Source organism: Kribbella steppae (genome assembly GCF_004342025.1).
Lineage (GTDB): Bacteria > Actinomycetota > Actinomycetes > Propionibacteriales > Kribbellaceae > Kribbella > Kribbella steppae.
The window spans coordinates 650,357-666,560 of the sequence record NZ_SLWN01000003.1; the positions used below are offsets into that span (position 1 = coordinate 650,357).

Genomic DNA, 16,204 nt, shown 5'->3' on the forward strand with positions numbered 1-16,204 from the left:
GTCAGTACCCCCGGGTCCGCTGCTCGTTGTGGATCGCCCGGGCCTGGCTCGCGGTGACCTGCTCAGGCATGTTCTTGAGCTTCTCGTCGATCTGCTCGAGGATCGTGTCCACCCACGGCCCGAGCTTCTTCTTCCGCCCGTCGACCTCGGACTTCCAGTTCGTCGCCTTGGTCGGGCCGGTCCAGGTCCGGCCGTCGGCCATCTTGGCCGCAGCCTTGTCGAGCGCGCCGGCGATCGCCTCCCGGTTGTTCGCCAGCGTGCTCCGCAGACTGGCGAGCTCCGACTTCTGCGGATTGCCCACCATGATCTCTTCCGGCTCAGCCATCTCAGCCTCCGTGTCCGGCGCCGGGCCCCCGTCGGCCCTCTGGGTGGGAGAACGACGAGCGCGCCCCCGAGGCGGAAAATACCAACCGACAGGGCCATCAACCCGCCGTACCCGGGTGGTGACCGGTGGTTGAGAGGATGCCGAGGTGAGGCGAGCCGGTCACTTTCGGCGACCTGAACCATTCGCGCGGTATTTTGGCTGCCCTTGCCGATCGACGGAGGTTCTTCGTGCCCCGCTCCAGACTCGCTGTACTGCTGCTGGCACCGCTTGTGGTGCTGCCGGCGGCGTGTGGCGGCGGTGACGACACCGGCGGCTTGCCGACCGTCAGTTCGACGCCGACCGAGGCCTCGAGCAGCACACCGGCGACGACTCCCACTCCGACCCTGGCGCCGACGACCGTGCCGGCCAGCAGCTCGCAGAAGTACGGCGCGTTGACGTTGGTGATCAACCACACGCCGAAGCCGCCCGCGAACGCGGACCTGGCGCTGCGGGCGTACGACGAGTTCGAGCAAAGTTCGCACAAGAGCCTGGCGACCAACGTCGAGGACCCGGGTGTCGTACGGCGGAGTGCGGGCGCGGCGCTGCGAGACATTCGCAGCGTGCTGCAGGATCAGAAGACCAAGAAGGTACGGACCGGCGGGCTGGTCACGGTGACCACCAAGGTGGTCCGGGTCGGCGCTGCCGTCGCGGCGCTGGACACGTGTTACGACCAGTCGAAATCGGTGCTGATCCGAGCCGACGGATCGACCTATGTGGGACCTGGGACCAAGAAGAACCCTGAGCTCAAGGCGAGTGTGATCCTGGTGAATGTCGGTGCGCTGTGGAAGGTGAGCGAGTACAACCTGAAGGCGGGGCCATGCTGATCCGCCGGCTGTCGATCCTGGCTGCTGTCGTCCTCGGGTCCATGGCGATCGCGCCGTCGGCTCACGCCGACAGGGACACCCCGACCACACCGTCGCCGAACACGTCCGGCAACACCATCAGCATCACGGTCACCGGCACCGGCGTACGCGGTGGTTCCCCCGGCAGCGGAGGCAGCAGCCGGACGGTCACGACCCCGGTTCCTTGCACCTATATCCAGTCGATGACCGGCAAGGAGTACTACGAGTACGTCGAGGGTGGTGGTCCGATGGGCCGCGATCCCGACGGTAATCCGTTCAAGCCGTATCCCGGGTACGAGCAGTACAAGGACGACGACAAGGGTCACTGGTATGGCGGGATGTGTTCGTCGGCGAACTTCGACGGCAACCTGGATGAGTTCTTCGACTTTGCCGAGCAGTGGTTCGATGAGCACAGTGGGGTCTATGTGCAGGCGGGCGGCACGCCGCCGGTCCCACCGGTCCCGCCGGAGATCCTGCGGAATGTGGCGTTCGACGAGTTGACTGTCCCGGCGCCGCGGCTGGACTGGAACCCCAAGCACAACGGTGACGCTGCCACCCTGGTCAATCTGGACACCTGGGTCTGGCTGACCGACCGTCGGGAGGACCTGTACGTCCAGGCGTCGGTCAACACCATGGCGGGACCGGTCTGGGCCCGGGTGGACGCGAAGCTGACCGGCATGACCGTCTCGGCGCCGAACGCGGACCCGGTCCAGTGCCAGGGCGGCGGCGTTCCGTACGCCGCCGGCGCGACCGGCGAGTGCGCTCTGACCTTCTTCAAGGCCAGCCCTGGCCAGGGCACGAGCCCGGTGACGGCGAAGACCACCTGGAGCACGACCTGGTACTCGTCCGCCGACCAGACACCGCGCGCCACCCCGGAGCAGCTGGACCCGGCCCCCGCCACCACCAACATCCGCGTCATCGAGGTCCAGGTCCCGAACCGATGAGCTGAGCGGTACTTGCACCGGCCGAGCCGGCTGTTTTGTCCGTCACCGACGTCGGCCGACTCCGCGCGGAGCGGGTTTCCCACCATGATTTCCGGCCCAGCCATTGCTGCCTCCGGTGACCGGCTGTTCTGAGAGGATGCCCAGCGTGAGGACGATCAGATGACGACGCCGGCCGAGCTCGATGCCAAGGCAGCGCGGTTGCGGGAGATCGCGAGTGACCTGCGCAAGGAAGCGACCGCGGTCACCGGCTTGCTGAGTGGCGTCAAGGACCTGCACGACGACCAGACCTGGCAAGGACCGGTGGCCACCGAGTTCAGCGGCACGCTGACCGGCTGGAAGTCGCGGATCGACGGGGCCCAGCAGGCCATCCTCGACGCGGCCGCCACCTTCGACAAGGACGCCAACAACCTGGAGACCCAGGCCGGCGACCAGCGGCGCGAGGAGAAAGACAAAGAGGAGAAGGAGAAGGGGCCGAAATGACCGGGTACGTCTCGATCACCCCGAGCCGGGTGCGGGAGCTGGTGAAGGCGCTCACCGACGCCAGCAGCGCGGCCGAGACTCGGCGGACCAAGTTCCGGGCCCTGCTGGACCAGGGTGTCCAGAACGGTGGCAGCCCGTTGCCGCAGGTGATGGAGAACCTGCCGTTCGGCAGCGGGGCCTCTGGCAAACTGCGCGGCCTGGCCTCGGACGCCACCGACTCCTCCCAGGCGTACACCCGCCGGGTCGACCGGTTCGAGCAGATGATGAAGGCCGTCAAGGAGGGCAAGCCGGCGCCGGATCCGCAGACCTGGTTCAACGACATGGGCCCGGTCGACAAGGCCAAGGTGGACGAGGCGACCAAGTCGGTCCGCGGCATCATCGACGACTTCGTCCTGCTGTCGAGTGACGACCAGAAGAAGGTGATGGGCCAGCTCAAGGGCCTCACCCCGGCCGAGCTGGAGGCAGTCCTCGCCAACCTGAACGACAAGGAGCTCGGCGACTTCCTGACCCGGATGAAAGACGGCGGGATGCTCGACGGGGGTCTGGACTCCACTGGCGAGCGCGAGCTGCTCAACCTCTTCGGCTCCAACGTGTCGTTGCCTGTCATCCAGCGGATGTGCAAGGTGTCGGAGTGGGCGAACGGGTACTTCCGCCCGACCACCGAAGGCGCTGGTGACTTCAAGGGCTATTCGTGGGATCCGATCACCGGGACCCTCTTCGCCAAGGGGGCCGGCGAGCGAGGCGGCGCCGACCGGACCGATGTCGACCAGATGAGCATCGGCGACTGCGGGTTGCAGGCCACCCTGGCCGCGCTGGCGGACAAGAACCCCGAGCTGCTGGAGAAGATGGTGACCACCAACGCCAACGGCAGCTACACCGTCACCTTCTACGAGGACGGCAAGCCGATCCAGATCGTCGTACAGCCTGAGGTACTGCGGAAGGCGGACGGCACCCCGATCACCGGGTTCGGGGACACGCCGGACGGCAGCAATCCCGAGCTCTGGGCGGTCGTGGTCGAGAAGGCGGCGGCGCAGTGGAAGGGTGGCTACGAGCACATCCAGGGGCGCTGGCCGGGAGACTGGATGGAGGAGCTCACCGGTAAGGAGTCCGAGCGCACCGATGCGGGCGACGTCGATTCGGTGGACGACATCCAGGCGCGGCTGGACGAAGGCAAGTCGGTCACCTTCAGCACCCAGGACCCCAAGGACCACCCGGGGATGAGCACGATCAAGCCGAAGCCGCTCTACGGACCGCACGCCTACACGGTGATCGGTGTCAAGGGCGACAAGGTCTTGCTGCAGAATCCCTGGGGCAGTGGCGAAGGCGTGACGGAAATCTCGATCGACGAGCTGAACAAGTACGGGACCAAGGTGGAGGCAGTCGATGTCAGCTGATCGCGAAGGAACCGTGACCGAGGTACGCGTACCGCAGGGCACCAGGACGAACGAGGGAGACCTGGTCATCGGTCTCGGCGGAGTCCTGCTCGACCCGCTCCGGGCCATGCTGTCGGTGTCCGACCGCAGCCGCCGTGACCAGCTGTCCAGCGACGTCACCTTGGCCGTCGGCGACGAGACGCAGTACGGCGCCTGGACACTCGAGCTCCTGGACATCCAGCCCGCGTACGGCGTCGACGTGGCTCGGATCGCCGTCCGGACAGCGGAGACCCGATGAAGTGGGCCGCGATCGCGGTGCTCGTGCTGATCGGCGTGACCGGCTGCAACTCCGACGAGGCCGACCCGAGTGGCCCGACCAGTGCCTTCACCACCCCGACGGACGGGTCGGTCCGGATCTCGCAGGGGACGACCGGCACCACCGGCGGTATCGAGGTCGGCGTGGGCGGTGTGCTGAAGGATCCCGACCGGGCGATGCTTTCGGTGATGAAGAGTGGCGCGGAGTCCGTGCCCCTGACGCTGGGCGTGGGCGAGAAGGGCACCGCGTTCGGGCAGACGGTGACCGTGTCCGCGATCGAGTTCGGTAGTCACGACTACGCCTGGGTGAAGGTTTCGCCAAGCTGATGCGGGGTGCCGTCGGGCAGCCAGAACGATGAATGGGATGACGTATGCGGCTCATGCTCACGGTTGTCGACCCGGTCAAGGGAGTGAGCGCCGATGTCGTCGTCGACGCGGACGCCGGTCTGACCGTGGGCGGTCTGGCGCCTCGGCTGGTCGAGGCCGTCGGGAGGCGAGTCGCAGTACCGGGCGCGGGCAACGTGATCGACCTGCATGGTCCGGACTCTTCGCCGGCGGGCGTGCCGTCCCTGTTCGTCAACGGGTACCCGGTCGACCCTGAACTCTCGCTGGCCGCCTCACCGCTGCGCGAGGGGACCCTGGTAAGCATCGGCGACTCGCGAGGCTGCGCTCCGCCGGAGCCGCACGGTTTGGTCGAGGTCCGGGTGGTCAGCGGGCCCGGTGCGGGTGCCGTCCACCGGCTCGGCCCGGGCAATTACTCGATGGGCAGCGCGTCCGACTCGGACATTCGGCTGGTGGGTGGCGGAATCCCGGGGCAGGTCGCCACCGTGGCCGTCACCGTCGGCGGCGAAGTCACCTTGCGCGTCGAGGAGCCCGACGGGCTGACGGGGATGGAACGCCCGGTGGATCCCACCTTCGGGCCGATCGTGATTCCGGACGAGTCGGGTGCCGAGGAGACGACGTACGTTCTCGAACAGGGGCAGCGACCCACGCTGGTCGAGCTGGATCGCAGAGCGTTGGACCAATCCGGCGGCTGGGCCGTCACCGAGTGGGAGCCGGGGATGCAGCTCACCGTCGGCCCGGTGATGCTGGCGCTGGCATTGGTGGAGGCGCCGGACGCTTCGCTGTCGCCCAACCCTGCCGGCGGGCTGGTCGACTTCAACCGGCCGCCCAGGCTGCTGCCGCCGCCGCGGATGACCGACTTCTCGCTGCCGGCGGAGCCGGAGAAATCGCAGAAGCCGACGTTCCCGCTGTTGGTGATGCTGCTACCGATGATCGGTGCGGTCGCGCTCGCGGTGATCCTGCGGCAGCCGGGAATGCTGCTGTTCGGCCTCCTCACGCCGTTGATGTACATCGGTCAATACTTCCAGAGCAAGCGCGAGGGCAAGACGACGTACCGCGAACGCATGGCCCAGTACAAGGAGCGCAAGGCGCGGGTCGAACAGGACGCCCGACGTGCACTGGTGGCCGAGCGCAACGCCCGGCGGCGCGATCTGGCCGACCCGGCCGCGGTGCTGTTGTTCGCGACCGGCCCACGGGCGCGACTGTGGGAGCGGCGGCCGACGGACCCGGACTGGCTCGAGCTCCGGCTCGGGATCGCCGACCGGCCCAGCGAGGTGATGGTCGAGGACGCGACGCTGGACGCCCATCTGCGGAAGCGGACCTGGACGGCTCCGGACGTGCCGGCCACCGTCCCGCTGGTGTCGGTCGGAGTGCTCGGCGTGGCCGGCACCGGTGGAACGGCGCAACAGATCGGCGGCTGGCTGGCCGGGCAGCTGGCGGCGCTGCACAGCCCTCGGGCGCTGCGGCTGGTGGTGCTGTGTACGCCGGACGCGGCGCCGGCGTGGCAGTGGATGCGCTGGCTGCCGCATGTCCGGGGCAGGGAGGACGACGGCTTCCTCGGGCTGTTCGGCAACGACGACGAGACCACGATGCGCCGGATCAACGAGCTGGCCAGGCTGGTGGAAGCTCGGCGGAAGGCGCTGAACAGCTCCAACCCCGTCCCGCAGCCGGCCCTGTTCGCCGACCAGATCGTCGTCGTCATGGACGGGGCCCGACGGCTCCGGATGATGCCCGGTGTCGTCGGCCTGCTCAAGGACGGCCCATCCGTAGGCGTCCGGTTCATCTGCCTGGACAGCGACGAGCGGCAGTTGCCGGACGAGGCGCACGCTGTGGTCGCTCCGCACGGTCAGTGGTGGCGGCTGCGGCAGACCGGCGCCCCGACCGTGGACGGCGTCCGGCCGGACCTGGTCAGCCCGCAGTGGCTGGACCGGCTGGCGCGCTCGCTGGCCCCGATCCAGGACGTCTCCGGCGGTGACGGGGCCACCGCGATCCCGGGCTCGAGCCGGTTGCTCACTGTGCTCGGGCTGGAGACGCCCGCGCCGGACGGGCTGGCGCAGACCTGGGCACGCGGCGGCCGAACCACCCAGGCGGTGATCGGCGAGGGGGCCGAAGGGCCGTTCGCCGTCGACATCGTCCGGGACGGCCCGCACGGTCTGGTCGCGGGAACCACGGGCGCCGGAAAGTCGGAGCTGCTGCAGACGATCATCGGCTCGCTTGCCGTCGGCAACAGACCGGACGAGATGACCTTCGTGCTGGTCGACTACAAGGGCGGCGCGGCCTTCAAGGACTGCAACCACCTGCCGCACACGGTCGGCATGGTCACCGACCTCGACGGCCACCTGACCACCCGCGCGCTCGCCTCCCTGGCCGCCGAGCTGCACCGTCGCGAGCATCAGCTGAAGGGCGCCAACGCCAAGGACATCGAGGAGTACCTCGAGCGGATGGGCCCGGACGACGAGCGGATGCCGCGGCTGCTGATCGTCATCGACGAGTTCGCCGCGATGGTGTCGGAGCTGCCCGACTTCGTCACCGGCATCGTCGACATCGCCCGCCGGGGCCGGTCCCTCGGCGTCCACCTGATCCTGGCGACGCAGCGTCCGGCGGGTGTGGTCACCAGCGACATCAAGGCGAACACGAACCTGCGGATCGCGCTGCGGGTCACCGACGCCGGCGACAGTGCGGACGTGATCGAGGCGCCGGACGCCGCCCACATCTCCAAGTCGACCCCGGGCCGTGGGTACGCCCGGCTGGGGCACTCGTCGCTGATCCCGTTCCAGACCTCCCGGGTCGGTGGCCGTCCGCCCGGCCTGGTCGCGGCGGCCGACGTCGGTGTCCGGCCGGTGGGCTGGCGGGATCTCGGCCGGCCGGTGCGGTTCGAGACCGAAGAGGCCGAGGACGACGTGATGGTGCCGACCGATCTGGCCACCCTGGTGAAGGCGCTGCAGGGCGCGGCCAAGGTCGCCGGGATCAAGACACCGCCGAGCCCGTGGCTGCCCCCACTGCCGGAGATCGTCACCCTGGACGACCTCGAGGCGGACAAGGCCGGGGCCGACGGGAGCCTGCCGCCGATCCCGTTCGGACTGGCCGACGTACCCAGCGAGCAGGCCCGCTCCGTTGCGACGTACGACCTGGACGCCGCCGGCCACCTCGCCATCATCGGCGCCCCACGGAGCGGCCGCTCCGCCACCCTGCGCGCGCTGGCGGGGTCCATCGGCCGGCTGGTCGAGCCGACCGACGTCCACCTGTACGGCGTCGACTGCGGCAACAACGCCCTGTTGCCGATGATCGGGCTGCCGCACACCGGTGCCGTGGTCGCGCGGGACCAGGCCGATCGGCTGACCCGGTTGACCGCCCGGCTGCAGGCGACCATCGGCCAGCGGCAGCAGGAGCTCGCCTCGAAGGGCTTCGCCGATCTCACCGAGCAACGCCGCAGCAGCCCACCGGACGAGCGGATGCCGTACCTGCTGGTGCTGCTCGACCGCTGGGAGGGGTTCGTCGCGGCGTTCGAGTCGGTCGACGGTGGCCGCCTGGTGGATGCCTGGATGCAGATCCTGCAGGAGGGCGCCGGAGCCGGCGTCAAGGTGGTGATGACCGCGGACCGGACCGCTCTGATGGGCCGGATCTCCACCCTGATGGAGGACCGGTTGATGCTGCGGATGACCGACCCGTCGGACTTCCTGCTGATCGGGATGCCGACCAAGGAGGTCCCGGAGAAGTTCCCCGCCGGCCGCGGGTTCCGCGCGCAGGGGCTGCTGGAGACCCAGGTCGCGCTGCTCACCGAGGACGACGACGGGACTGCTCAGGTGGCCGCACTGCACCGGATTGCGGCCGAGGCGACGCCGCTGGCCCAGATCCCGCAGAAGCAGCGCCCGTTCCGAGTGGACGCGCTGCCGGCGTCGATCGAGCTGCCGGCCGCCCTCGACATGGCCTCCCGGCCGGTGCGGCCGACCGAGGTCGTGGTCGGGGTCGGCGGCGACGACCTCGACGTACGGGCGTTCGACGCGTTCGACCACGGCCCAGGCCTGGTCGTGGTCGGGCCGCCACGATCAGGACGCAGTACGACGCTCTTGACCATGATCGCTTCGATGACGTCCAGGGGCTGGCAGGTCGCGGCCGTCGTACCGCGGCGGAGTCCGCTGCGGGACCTGGTCGGTGCACCGGGCATCGCCGGGGTGTTCGGCGCGGATGCCGACGCGGAGCAGGTGAAGACCGTGCTGGACGGCCTGAGCAGCCCGCACGCCATCGTGATCGACGACCTGGAGTTGCTCGGTCAGGACAGCCCGCTGGCAGAGATGATCGAGGCCCGGGTCGCGATGCTGCGGGACACCGGAAACCTGATGATCGGCGCCGGGACCGGATCCGACCTCACCAGCATGTACCGCGGGCCGGTCGTGGCGATGAAGAAGTCGCGGGCCGGTATCGTGCTCAACCCGCAGAAGTACGACGACGCGGAGATCTTCGGGATCCAGCTGCCGCGCGGGATGGCCGGTGGCGCCCCGCCCGGCCGGGCCCTGCTGGTCGCCGGCGGCCGCTGGGAGTCGATCCAGGTCGCCCGGAGCTGATCCTCGATCCGTGAGGATGAGCCCGCAACAGCGGAAGCCGGCCGGACCGTGAGGTCCGGCCGGCTTCGGTGCTTCGCCGCAGCAGTGCTGCCGGTCGATCAGCCGCCGGTCGCGGTCTGGATCGCCTGACGGTTCTTCTCGACCGCCTGGGACGCGTTCTGCAGATCGGTCTCGATGCTGCCGATGTTCTTCTTGCACTGCTCCCAGGCAGTGCGGAAGTCGTCCGCGTACTTGCCCTTCCACGTGGTGCTGGTCACAACGCCCGTGGACGCGGTCTTCAGTTGGCCCAGCTCCGTCTGGAACTCTGAGAGCTTCTTCTTCAGAGCATCCATCTCCGGCAGGCTACCGCCGACCATGTCGTTCATAGGACTCCCCATCTCTGGCTGGTGGTGCCTTGGCCGCACCTGTTGACGGTACGAAACCACGACAGGGGTCCACTGGGACCGGATCCTCGCCGTGAGGGTTTGCAGCTTGATGCAAGTGTCGCGTCACTGCAGGTGATTGACCCCGGCGGCGGCTAATGTCGCGAGAGGCCAAACGGGGGCTGAGGCGTGCCGGGTCCGGCCACGCCAACCCGTGGGAATCATGAGGAGGCGGGCCAGTATGTCCAGTCCCGGTACGGAAGTCGTCGACCGGCAGCGTCAGCGTGCCGACCGGGCCGCCGGCCGCAGACCGGGCGGACGGTTGCCGGCAGCATCGAAGCGGCGCCGGCCGGCCATCGCCGCGCTGGCGGCCCTGCTGATCGTCGGCGGCGCCCTGATCGCCGGTGTGCTCGCGGTCCGGATGGACCAGCGGGTCGCCGTCGTGCGGGTGGCGAGCGATATCAGCGTCGGGTCGAAGATCACCGAGGACGACCTCGCCCAGACCCGGGTGGCCAGCGACGGAGTCCGGCTGATCCCGGCCGACCGGGCCAAGGAGATCATCGGCACCTACGCGAAGGTCAACCTGGTCAAGGGCCAGTTGCTCGAGCAGGGGATGCTGACCAGGTCCTCGCCGATCTCGGACGACAAGGCGGCGGTCGGTGTGGTCATGCTGGACGGCCGGGTGCCGGCCAGCGGTCTGCACGCGGGCGACCAGGTCGAGCTGGTCAAGATCGGCACGGGCAACATTCCGCCCGAGGTACTCGGCGACGCCGTCGTCCTGGACGCGCCCACCCCGACCGGCCAGGGCAGCGGGCTGGGCGAGAAGGCCGAGTCCGCAACGACCGCGACGATGCTCGTCGACCGGGCCGACGTCAAGGCGATTACTGATGCCTCAGGCAACAACCGGATCGCGGTGGCACTGCTGAAGAGCGGTGTTTCGCTGGGGGAGAAGTAGATGGGTCTGTACGTCGTCGCGTCCGCCAAGGGCTCGCCGGGAGTCACCACCACCGCCGTTGTCCTGGCCGGGGGCTGGCCGGTCGAGCCTGTGCTGGCAGATCTCGACCCGGCCGGCGGTGATGTCGCACTTCGTTATCGCGACGAGGCCGGCGCACCGCTCGACCCGGACCGTGGCCTGTTGTCGCTGGGCGCGGCTGTCCGGCGGGGCACCGACGAGGTCCGGCTGGCCGACCACCTGCAGCGGGTGTCCGGCGGCCTGGAGGTGCTGGCCGGGGTCAACTCACCGAGCCAGGTCCAGGGTCTCGGTCCGGCCTGGCTGAACCTGGCGAGGTTGCTGCGCGCGGTTCCCGACCGGGACGTGATCGCCGACTGCGGCCGGCTGATGCCCGGCTCGGCGACCGTGCCGGTGCTGCAGAACGCCGATGCCGTGCTGCTCGTCGGACGGCCGACGATCGAGGGTCTCGCGCATCTGCGCGAGCGCCTGACGAGCTTCGCCGAGGCACTCCAGTTCGGCACCTACGAGGCTGTTCCGGTCGGGGTCGCACTCGTGGCGTCGTACCGGGACGCGCGGGTCGTCGGCGACGTCCAGGCCATCCTGGACCGGGCCCGGCTGCCGGTGACCGTGCTCGGCATCATCGCCGAGGACGAGAAGGCCGCCGCCGCCATCCGGGCCGGCGACGGGCGGCGGGCCCGCAAGTCGCTGCTGGTGCGCTCGGGCACGGATCTGGCCGAGCGGCTGTACCGTCTCGGCCGGCCGCGGCCGCAGGAGCAGACCGTCGAGTGGGGGGTCGCCTGATGGACCAGTCACTTGTCCGCCGGCTGCGTGAAGAGGTCGCCGAGGTGCTGGCGCGGCAGCGGCGGGAGGACGCGGCCAACGGGCTGCCGCAGATGACCGCCGAGGACGAGCGGCAGTTCGCCCGCGCGGTCGTCGGCCGGGTGCTCGAGAACCATGCCCGGGGCGAGATCGCGTCCGGCCGGACCCCACCCGGGGCGGGCGAGGAGCAAGAGCTTGCCGACGGCATCCATGCCGCGCTGTTCGGCGTCGGCCGGCTGCAGCCGCTGCTCGACGACCCGATGGTGGAGAACGTCGACATCAACGGCTGCGACAAGGTCTTCATCGGGTTCGCCGACGGCCGCGAGGAGCTGGGTCAGCCGGTCGCCGAGTCCGACGACGAGCTGGTCGAGCTGATCCAGACGCTGGCGGCGTACTCCGGCCTCGCCAGCCGGCCGTTCGACTCGGCCAACCCGCAGCTGGACCTGCGACTGCCCGACGGCAGCCGGCTGTCCGCGCTGATGGGGGTCTGCCCGCGTCCGTCGGTGTCGATCCGGCGCGCCCGGCTGTCCCGGGTCTCACTGGACATGCTGGTCGAGTACGGCACGCTCTCACCGGACCTGGCGTCGTTCCTGTCGGCGGCGGTCGCGGCCCGCAAGAACATCATGATCGCCGGCGCCACCAACGCCGGGAAGACGACGTTGCTGCGCGCGCTGGCGAACGAGATCCCGCCGGAGGAGCGCCTGATCACCGTCGAGCGCTCGCTGGAGCTCGGCCTGGGCGAGTTCGAGGACCTGCACCCGAACGTGCTGGCGACCGAGGAGCGGCTGCCGAACAGCGAGGGTCAGGGCGCCATCGTGATGGCCGAGCTGGTCCGCCGGTCGCTCCGGATGAACCCCAGCCGGGTCATCGTCGGCGAGGTGCTCGGCGACGAGATCGTCACCATGCTGAACGCGATGAGCCAGGGCAATGACGGCTCGCTGTCGACCATCCACGCCAACTCGTCGCTGGAGGTCTTCAACCGCATCTGCACCTACGCGATCCAGTCGGCCGAGCGGTTGCCCGCGGACGCGACCATGATGCTGATCGCGGGCGCGATCGACTTCGTCGTGTTCGTCGAACGGCGCAACGACTTCTCCCGCGGTGGTGCCCTGCGCCGGATCATCACCTCGGTCCGCGAGGTCAACGGTGTGGACGGGCGGGTGCTGTCCAGCGAGATCTTCCAGGCGGGACTCGACGGTGTGGCCGTGCCGGCGGCGCCGATCAGCTGCCTACCCGAGCTTCAGGCCGCCGGCTACACCGCCGGTGCCCCAGCGGGGTGGGCATCATGACAGCACCATCACTGGACCTGCTGTTGATCGTGCTGATCGGCGCTGTCGTCGGCGGTGGGCTCCTGATCTTCGTCTGGGCGCTGGTCCCGCAGGCCGAGCCGGAGGTGATGAGCGGGCCGTCGAAGCTCGCCAACGGTCTCAAGACTGCCGGCACCCGGATCCCGATCGCGGTGGGTACGACGCTGCTGACACTGCTGATCACCCGCTGGCCGGTGGCAGCCGCCGCGTGTGGTGCGCTGGCCTTCGCCTTCCCGGCGCTGTTCGGCGGGGCGGCTCACGAAGCCAGGGCCATCGCCCGGCTCGAGGGCCTGGCGGCCTGGACGGAGTCGTTGCGCGACACCGTGGCCGGCGCGGTCGGCCTCGAGCAGGCGATCCCGGCCACCGCGTACGCGGCATCGCCGGCCATCTCGACGGAACTGACCGCACTCGCGGACCGTCTCAGGGTCCGTGTTCCGCTACCGCAGGCGCTGCAGAAGTTCGCCGACGAGATGAACGACTCCAGCGTCGACCTGATCGTCGCCAGCCTGATCCTGAACTCCAGGCTGCGCGGCCCCGGCCTGCGCGACGTGCTGGGTTCGCTGTCGGAGTCGGCGCGGGCAGCGCTCGACATGCGTCAGCGGGTCAGCGCCGGCCGCCGCAGCACCCGGCGCAGCGTGCAGATCGTGATGGTCGTGACCGTGGCCGTCGTCCTCGGCCTCGCGCTCTTCAACCGCAAGTACGTCGCTCCCTACTCGACACCGCTGGGTCAGGTCGTGCTGTTGCTGATCCTCGGCCTGTTCGCGGCAGGCTTCCTGTGGCTGCGCCGGCTGGCCAGCTTCGAGGTCCCGGAGCGGTTCCTGCACGCGCGGGACCGGCTGCCGGCCGCCGACGGGGGAGGTCGTCGCTGATGACGTTCATCATGCTCGGCGGTGCGCTGGCGGGGCTCGGCGTCTTGCTCGCCATCCGGCTCGTCGGCGGGACGGGAGTCAGCGGCGCCGCCGGACTGCTCCAGTTGGACGCGGACCTGCGCCGGTACCGCCAGGACGTGAAGCTGACCGCGGACCGGCGGCACAAGGAGGAGTCGCTGCGGATGCGGCGGCTCGGCTCCGGACTGCGCCGTGCCCTGGAGTCTCGCGGGATCCAGGTACCGCCGTCGATCTCGGCCGACCTCGGAATCGCCGGCCGGTCGGTGGAGACCCATCTGGCCAGCAGTCTGGTCGGTGCGCTGGTCGGCTTCGTCGTACCGTTCCTGATGCTGACGCCGGTGAGCATCGTCACCGGCAGCCTGCCCGGCGTCATCCCGGTTTGGCTCGGGATCATCGGTGCCGTGGTCGGGGCTTTGCTCCCGACGGTTCAGTTGCGTGGTGTCGCGGCCGACCGGCGACGCGACTTCCGGCACGTGGTCAGCTCGTTCCTCGATCTGGTCGCGATGAACCTGGCCGGCGGTCGCGGCGTACCGGAGGCACTGTCGTCCGCATCCGGGATCAGCGACGGCTGGGCGTTCGTCCGGATCCGGGACACCCTCGAGACCGCCAGGCTGCAAGGCGTCACCCCGTGGGCGGCGCTCGGCGAGCTGGGCGACGAGGTGGGGATCGACGAGTTGCGCGACCTGTCCGCCGCCCTGGCCCTGGTGGCCGAGGACGGCGCCAAGGTGCGCGACTCCCTGGTCGCCCGCGCGGTCTCGATGCGGCGTCGCGAACTGGCCGACACCGAAGGCCGTGCCCAGGCGCGGTCCCAGTCCATGCTGATGGCGCAGATGCTGCTCTGCGTCGGCTTCCTGCTCTTCCTCGTCTATCCAGCTGTTGCCCGGGTGATGGGGCTGTGAACCGTCACGCCGTCTCGGAGGAAAAATCATGATCGAACCCACCAACCAGACCCTCGTCTTCGTGCGAGCCCTGCTCGCCGGGCGGATCGCGCACGCCCGGCGCTCCCAGCTGGGCGCGTCCGCCGTCGAGTGGGTGCTGATCTCCGCGCTGCTGATCGGGATCGCCATCGCGGTCGGCGCGATCATCCTGGCCAAGCTCACCGGCAAGGCCAACGACCTGGACCTCGGCTGAGCCTCGGCGATGACGACAGGACGGCGAGGGGCCCGGCGGATCATCCGCCGGTGTCTTCCGGGCAGCAGGGGCGAGCGCGGTGCGAGCAGCGTCGAGCTCGTCCTTTACATGCCCATCCTCTTCCTGGCGATCTTCCTGACCATCCAGTTCTCGCTGATCTACCTGGGCAACCAGGCCGCGTCCGCGGGTGCGCGCGAAGCCGCCCGGGTGGCCCGGACCACGCTGGACCGAGGCCAGGCCGAAGCGGCCGGCTACGCCTACGCGGGCAAGATCGGCAAGGGGATCCTCGAGGACGTGCAGGTGACCGTCACCCCGGTCGGCACCGAGCAGGTGCGAGTCGAGGTCCGGGGCCACGCGCAGAAGATCACCCCGTTCGTCGATCCGCCGACCGTCACCCAGGTCGTCCAAGGGCCACTGGAGGAGTTCCGTGCGGACAACTGACCGCGGTCCTCTCCTGGCCGGCTCAAGGCGCGGGCGACGGGCCGAGCGCGGCTCGATGGCGGTGGAGATCGTGCTGCTGGCGCCGGTGATGATGGCGTTCATGATGCTGGTCGTCGCGGGCGGCCGGTACGTCGCGGTCCGCGGCGACATCGAGGCCGCCAGCCGGGACGCCGTCCGGGCCGCCTCGCTCGAGCGCACCGAGGCGGCGGCCGCCGCCATCGCGGTGGACACCGCGAACGCGGCCCTGCAGAACGTCGGGCGGTGCACGAACGCCGCGCTCGGCGGCAACTTCGCGTCCGGCGGCACCATCACCGTCACCCTCAGCTGCGAGGTGTCGTACGACGGCCTGGGCCTGATCGGACTGCCAGGGTCGAAGACCGTCACGATCACCAGTTCGGCGCCGATCGACCAGTTCCGGAGGACCGGATGAGGAAGCTGATCCAACGGATCCGCGGCCGCGACCAGCGGGGTTCCGCCACCGTCTTCATGCTCGGCTTCGCCGCCGTGCTGATGGTTGGGGCCGGGCTGGTCGTCGACGGCGGCCTGGCACTGAACGCCCGCAGCCGACTGACCGACGACGCCGAACAGGCCGCCCGGGCCGGCGCCAACGCCATCGACGTGACGGCGCTGCGCGACCGCGGCGAACTGGTCGTCGACCCCAACCAGGCCCGGTCGGCCGCGGCCGGCTTCCTGGCCGACCGCGGCTACCAGAACATCTCGGTGTCGGTGAACGGGAACCGGGTCACCGCCTCGGCCGAGTCGACCGCGGACACCGCGATCCTCGGGTTGATCGGGATCGGTTCCTTCACCGTGCGCGGCGACGCGGTCGCCGAGCCTGAGACCGGGATCGGCTAGGAGACCTTCATGACAGTGCATTTTGGCCGGGCCTTCGGCGCCGGCGGGTCATGGGTCCTTGGTTCCCGGCCTTCCCTCGTCACTCCAGTCGCTGTGCACATTGCCACGCCTCCGGCGCGGCGGGTCATGGGGCCTTGGCTCCCGCCCTTCCCTCGTCACTCCAGTCGCTTCGCTCCCTGCGCTCCTCAGTCCAGGGCGGGAGGCCCCATGACCGGGCTCCCTGCGCTC

Annotated in this window: 18 protein-coding genes; 16 read left to right on the top strand and 2 right to left on the bottom strand. The window is 69.9% G+C overall.

Annotation, left to right across the window (positions count from 1 at the left end; all coding sequences use genetic code 11):
• Nucleotide 1 precedes the first annotated feature (1 nt).
• Nucleotides 2-325 (bottom strand): hypothetical protein, encoded by a 324-nt coding sequence (locus EV652_RS11685; protein WP_132209062.1) that lies wholly within the window; start codon nt 323-325, stop codon nt 2-4.
• A gap of 227 nt (nt 326-552) precedes the next feature.
• Between EV652_RS11685 and EV652_RS11690 the strand changes: the two genes are divergently transcribed.
• The 7 genes from EV652_RS11690 to EV652_RS11720 all read left to right on the top strand — a co-directional run bounded on the left by EV652_RS11690 (nt 553) and on the right by EV652_RS11720 (nt 9,222).
• Complete coding sequence (locus tag EV652_RS11690; RefSeq protein WP_132209063.1) at nt 553-1,188, top strand: hypothetical protein; 636 nt, start codon at nt 553-555, stop codon at nt 1,186-1,188.
• Complete coding sequence (locus EV652_RS11695) at nt 1,182-2,150, top strand: hypothetical protein (protein WP_132209064.1); 969 nt, start codon at nt 1,182-1,184, stop codon at nt 2,148-2,150. The genes EV652_RS11690 and EV652_RS11695 overlap by 7 nt, the downstream gene beginning before the upstream one ends.
• 159 nt (nt 2,151-2,309) lie before the next feature.
• A complete protein-coding gene (locus tag EV652_RS11700) occupies nt 2,310-2,630 on the top strand; it encodes a WXG100 family type VII secretion target (RefSeq protein WP_132209065.1) in 321 nt (106 codons plus the stop codon).
• Nucleotides 2,627-4,024 (top strand): C2 family cysteine protease, encoded by a 1,398-nt coding sequence (locus tag EV652_RS11705; protein WP_132209066.1) that lies wholly within the window; start codon nt 2,627-2,629, stop codon nt 4,022-4,024. Before EV652_RS11700 ends, EV652_RS11705 begins: the two co-directional genes overlap by 4 nt.
• Nucleotides 4,014-4,301 carry a hypothetical protein gene (locus EV652_RS11710; protein ID WP_132209067.1) on the top strand — a complete coding sequence of 96 codons (288 nt, stop codon included), beginning with the start codon at nt 4,014-4,016 and terminating at the stop codon, nt 4,299-4,301. The genes EV652_RS11705 and EV652_RS11710 overlap by 11 nt, the downstream gene beginning before the upstream one ends.
• On the top strand, nt 4,298-4,645 hold the full coding sequence (locus tag EV652_RS11715; RefSeq protein ID WP_132209068.1) for a hypothetical protein: 348 nt from the start codon (nt 4,298-4,300) through the stop codon (nt 4,643-4,645). The genes EV652_RS11710 and EV652_RS11715 overlap by 4 nt, the downstream gene beginning before the upstream one ends.
• Before the next feature lie 44 nt (nt 4,646-4,689).
• Nucleotides 4,690-9,222, top strand: a complete 4,533-nt coding sequence (locus EV652_RS11720) for an FtsK/SpoIIIE domain-containing protein (protein ID WP_132209069.1) — start codon at nt 4,690-4,692, stop codon at nt 9,220-9,222.
• A gap of 98 nt (nt 9,223-9,320) precedes the next feature.
• Here EV652_RS11720 and EV652_RS11725 read toward each other — a convergent pair whose 3' ends face one another.
• Nucleotides 9,321-9,587 (bottom strand): hypothetical protein, encoded by a 267-nt coding sequence (locus EV652_RS11725; protein ID WP_132209070.1) that lies wholly within the window; start codon nt 9,585-9,587, stop codon nt 9,321-9,323.
• 238 nt (nt 9,588-9,825) lie between these two features.
• On the opposite strand from EV652_RS11725, the gene EV652_RS11730 reads away from it, so the two are divergent.
• The 9 genes from EV652_RS11730 to EV652_RS11770 are packed head-to-tail and all read left to right on the top strand — an operon-like array spanning nt 9,826 to nt 15,976.
• Nucleotides 9,826-10,539, top strand: coding sequence for an SAF domain-containing protein (locus EV652_RS11730; protein WP_158441147.1), 714 nt, complete (start codon nt 9,826-9,828; stop codon nt 10,537-10,539).
• Nucleotides 10,540-11,337 carry a CpaE/TadZ family protein gene (locus tag EV652_RS11735; protein ID WP_132209072.1) on the top strand — a complete coding sequence of 266 codons (798 nt, stop codon included), beginning with the start codon at nt 10,540-10,542 and terminating at the stop codon, nt 11,335-11,337.
• On the top strand, nt 11,337-12,644 hold the full coding sequence (locus EV652_RS11740; RefSeq protein WP_132209073.1) for a TadA family conjugal transfer-associated ATPase: 1,308 nt from the start codon (nt 11,337-11,339) through the stop codon (nt 12,642-12,644). Before EV652_RS11735 ends, EV652_RS11740 begins: the two co-directional genes overlap by 1 nt.
• Nucleotides 12,641-13,531 (top strand): type II secretion system F family protein, encoded by an 891-nt coding sequence (locus EV652_RS11745; protein WP_132209074.1) that lies wholly within the window; start codon nt 12,641-12,643, stop codon nt 13,529-13,531. The genes EV652_RS11740 and EV652_RS11745 overlap by 4 nt, the downstream gene beginning before the upstream one ends.
• Nucleotides 13,531-14,448: a type II secretion system F family protein gene (locus tag EV652_RS11750; protein ID WP_132209075.1), complete on the top strand. Its 918-nt coding sequence runs from the start codon at nt 13,531-13,533 to the stop codon at nt 14,446-14,448. The genes EV652_RS11745 and EV652_RS11750 overlap by 1 nt, the downstream gene beginning before the upstream one ends.
• Nucleotides 14,449-14,476: 28 nt before the next feature.
• A complete protein-coding gene (locus EV652_RS11755) occupies nt 14,477-14,680 on the top strand; it encodes a hypothetical protein (RefSeq protein WP_132209076.1) in 204 nt (67 codons plus the stop codon).
• 9 nt (nt 14,681-14,689) lie between these two features.
• Nucleotides 14,690-15,121, top strand: a complete 432-nt coding sequence (locus tag EV652_RS11760; RefSeq protein ID WP_132209077.1) for a TadE/TadG family type IV pilus assembly protein — start codon at nt 14,690-14,692, stop codon at nt 15,119-15,121.
• Nucleotides 15,108-15,551, top strand: a complete 444-nt coding sequence (locus EV652_RS11765; protein ID WP_242001697.1) for a TadE/TadG family type IV pilus assembly protein — start codon at nt 15,108-15,110, stop codon at nt 15,549-15,551. Before EV652_RS11760 ends, EV652_RS11765 begins: the two co-directional genes overlap by 14 nt.
• Nucleotides 15,548-15,976, top strand: coding sequence for a TadE/TadG family type IV pilus assembly protein (locus EV652_RS11770; RefSeq protein ID WP_132209078.1), 429 nt, complete (start codon nt 15,548-15,550; stop codon nt 15,974-15,976). Before EV652_RS11765 ends, EV652_RS11770 begins: the two co-directional genes overlap by 4 nt.
• Nucleotides 15,977-16,204 lie beyond the last annotated feature (228 nt).